The following is a 2,909-nucleotide window of genomic DNA, read 5'->3' as shown; positions in this document are numbered from 1 at the left end:
AATGCGGTAGCCGGCGAAGGACAGCTCGCAGCTCTCCACGCCCTTGTAGCCCAGTTTGGGCAGATCCCGCGAAACCGTCAGGCCCGGACCGTGTTCCACCAGAACGATGGAGATGCCGGTGTGCCTCGGTGTCGCCTTCGGATCGGTCTTGCAGAGCAGGGCAATCAGACCCGAGCGGCGCGCGTTGGAGATCCACGTTTTGGTACCGGTGATCACCAGGTCCTGACCGTCGGGAAGCGCGGTGGTCGTCATGTTCTGCAGGTCTGAGCCACCGCCGGGTTCGGTGAGCGCCATCGTCGCGCGGACCTCGCCGGTAGCCATCGCCGGAAGATAGGTCTTCTTCTGCTCGTCGGTGCCAAACAGCGTCAGCAGTTTGGCAACCACGGTGTGCCCACCCATGGCGCCGGCCAGGCTCATCCAGCCACGCGCCAATTCCTGGGTCACCAGCACATAGCAGGACATCGACACCGGCGAGCCGCCGTACTCCTCGGGGATGGCCAATCCGTAGATCCCGATCTGCTTCATTTGCTCGATCCACTTGTCGGGATACTCGTTGGCGTGTTCGACATCGCGGACCGTCGGTTTGACGTCACGATCGATGAATGCCCGGATCGTCTCGACCAGCAGGGTTTCTTCATCGGTCAACGCAGAGTTCACACCCATCACCTCTCAACCAGAGATTTTATTCTAGATTAAACGCCTGGCTGGGACGTTTGGACCTCGGGGTCCCGGGCGCTCGGCCGGCTGACAGTTCCCACCGGCGCCGGGAAGCAACGAGTGCCCTTGGGTGTCCGCTAATTCGCGTGCCCGGCCCTGGCTTCCTCTTCGCGAGTGAGGCCCGAGGCGGCAATTAACTCTTCATGCAGTTCGAACCAGACAGTGTGATAGGAGTCGATGATCGGCCGGGCTAACCAGATCGTGTCGCCGGCTTTGACCTTGGCTAAGGCCGAGTTCAGTTTCTTGGCGTATGCGCTCAGCCGGGGCAACAGTGTGGTGACCGTGGCGATGACGGGCAACACCTGCTGATGCACGTTGTCAAGGCGGTTCAGTACCGCAGCGTCATGCTCGGGGTCGTCGTGGGAGTTAGGTTGGCCGTCCTTGATCTGCCAGTCTGATACCAGCGCTTTGAAGTCGTTGTTGACGACTCGGAAATCGTCATACGATTTGGCCAAGACGTTCTGGTCCACACCCGAACGCTCCTCTGCCAGTAGGGCGTTGAGTCGTTCGCGTCCCTCGGGGCTGATCCGAAGCGTCTTGGCTTGGACCAGCAGGCCGGCTGCGGTCAATTGCGCTAACGTCGCCGCGACGTCGGCGGGGTCTTCGTCGAGAGTGGCAACGAGATACGCTTCGCTTACCCGGCCTTTGAGTAGGACGGCCTGCAACAGAGTCAACTCAGACATTCGCCAATCCTTTCGTGTCATCATTCAGTCGTAGCGCAATTAGCATGGTGATCAGGGGATGGGGTGAGATGACGTCCGTATAACCAGCGGCGAGCGCGTCCGCTACCGCCGCCGGAGACGTGTCGGCAAGCACCGCGTAGTCCCCACGTGCGTGGGCGCGGATCGGGCTGATGCGGCGGGCGATCTCGGCTAGCTCGGCCAGGTCGGGTGAGTCTGTCTCGGACCAGGCAGTGCGTTCGAGGACACCCTCACGCACTTCGCCTTCGTAGCCGTCGACGGTGATCAGCTTGCCGGCAAGGGCTGCGACCACCCCGGTACCGCACCCCACCACGGCCGGTCGGCCTATCTCCCGGCTGACCACTGCGGCATGCGATGTTGCTCCACCGATCTCGGTGACGATGCCTCGGGCAGCCAGCATGCCCTGCACGTCGTCGGGACTTGTCGCGGTGCGGACCAAGACGACGTCTTCCCCTGCGTCGGCGGCATCGAGTGCTTCGTCGAGGTCGGCGTAGGCCTTGCCTGACACCACGCCCGGACACGCCGGCAGGCCCTTAGCTAAAAGTGTTGCGGCGAGCCGGGTTTCGGGTTGCAGCGATGGCTCCAGCAGCGTCTGGACCTGGGCCGGAGTCACCCGGCGCAACGCCTCCGCATCATCGATCAGTCCTTCATGGCGCAACTGTGACGCCAGGCGCACCGCGGCCTGAGCTGACCGTTTGGCTGTCCGGGTCTGCAGCAGCCACAGCTTGCCCTCTTCGACGGTGAATTCGATATCCTGCACGTCGGCGCCAAGGCGCTCCAGCGTCCGCGCCGCGGTCATGAGCTGCTCGTAGACGACCGGTTGCGCGTCGCGCAACGCGGCGATGGGTTCGACGTCGACGTTGCCCGAGACGACATCCTCACCTTGGCCGTTTGCCAGCCACTCACCGAACGGCTCGTTGGCGCCGGTGATGGGGTTACGGGAGAACAAAACCCCGGTGCCCGAGTCGCGCGCCAGATTGCCGAACACCATGGCCTGCACAATAACCGCGGTGCCGGCTTCGTCGTCCAGGCCGTAATGTGCTCGGTAGTTGATCGCCCGCGGGCTCCTCCACGACGCGAAAACGGCCTCGACGGCTCCCCGTAGCTGCGCCCAGGGGTCGGCAGGCACCTCGACGTTTTCGTCACCAGCCAACACGATGCGCCGGTAGATGTCGATAAAGCGATTGCGGGTGTCGCGTCCGAACTCCGCGGACCCAGCATCCGCGAGTGCGTCTTCGACCGCGCCGTCGATGCCCAGGTCGAGCACCGTGTCCATCATCCCGGGCATCGATTGTGCAGCCCCGCTGCGCACACTGACCAACAGCGGCCGCGGACCGTAACCGAATGTGCGTGACGTCTCGGCCTCGAGCCATCGCATCTTCTCGCGCACTTCGTTCCATATGTCGTCAAGACAGCGTCCTGGGTTGGCGAAGAACGTCGTACAGACCTCGGTGGTGATGCAAAACGCCGGCGGCACCGGCAACCCCTGCC

At 63.4% G+C, this 2,909-nt stretch carries 3 protein-coding genes; all 3 read right to left on the bottom strand.

The genetic code is table 11. From position 1 onward, the window contains the following. On the bottom strand, nucleotides 1–657 hold a 657-nt coding region (locus ACLP9N_RS08225), incomplete at its 3' end, for an acyl-CoA dehydrogenase family protein (RefSeq protein WP_442406927.1). A gap of 137 nt (nucleotides 658–794) precedes the next feature. Next, nucleotides 795–1,400, bottom strand: coding sequence for a MarR family transcriptional regulator (locus ACLP9N_RS08220; RefSeq protein WP_442406926.1), 606 nt, complete (start codon nucleotides 1,398–1,400; stop codon nucleotides 795–797). Further along, on the bottom strand, nucleotides 1,393–2,909 hold a 1,517-nt coding region (locus tag ACLP9N_RS08215; RefSeq protein ID WP_442406925.1), incomplete at its 5' end, for a pyruvate, phosphate dikinase. The genes ACLP9N_RS08220 and ACLP9N_RS08215, both read right to left, overlap by 8 nt.

The organism is Mycobacterium sp., from assembly GCF_052144515.1.
Taxonomy (GTDB): Bacteria; Actinomycetota; Actinomycetes; order Mycobacteriales; family Mycobacteriaceae; genus Mycobacterium.
Note: the sequence above shows the minus strand (reverse complement) of the source record. Positions and strands in the feature narration are given on the sequence as shown.